Raw genomic sequence first — 584 nt, forward strand, 5'->3', positions numbered from 1 at the left:
CCTTGAGCTCGATCGCTTCTCCGGTCACTTCGTCGGTGATGGTTACCCAATTGAACTCGCCGTTGTCGGCGATGTACCAGCCGAGCATGTCCGTGGTCTGCTTGTAGGCCGCCGAAATGCCGATCGCGCTGGTCGCGGTCAGCTCGTGTTCGAAGCCGAGGGTGTACTCCCAGGTCTCGGCGTTCTTGACGCCCGGTGCGAGGGTTACGTCTTCTGCTTCAAAAAAGCCGTGCGAATACCCCCATTCGCCTGTTGCCGGGTCCTGGATCTCATACCAATAAGACGGCATTTCGGGCGGCGGGTAGTTATAGTCGCCGGCGATCAACCCGGCGTGGAAGCGCCCGACCGAGCCGCGGAGGGCGTTCTCTCCGGTGCCCCCGATGTCCCAGGCAAAGCCGAGGCGCGGGTCGATGTAGTCCCATTCGACCGTGTCCCTGCCCGGGACGATCTCGCCGGTGGGGTTGTTATCGTCGTCGAGGCGTGCTAGATCCTTGATCCAGCCCTTGCTTTTATCGTAACGTACACCGAGCTCGAGGGTCACGTTGTTGCTGACTTGCCAGGCATCGGCGACGAAGGCACTCCAC

General features: G+C 61.5%; 1 protein-coding gene. It reads right to left on the bottom strand.

The genetic code is table 11. The annotated features are described in order from the left end of the window. On the bottom strand, positions 1-584 hold a 584-nt coding region (locus GY769_12530; GenBank protein ID MCP4202747.1), incomplete at both ends, for a TonB-dependent receptor.

The sequence above is a fragment of the bacterium genome (assembly GCA_024224155.1).
Taxonomy (GTDB): Bacteria; Acidobacteriota; Thermoanaerobaculia; order Multivoradales; family JAHEKO01; genus CALZIK01.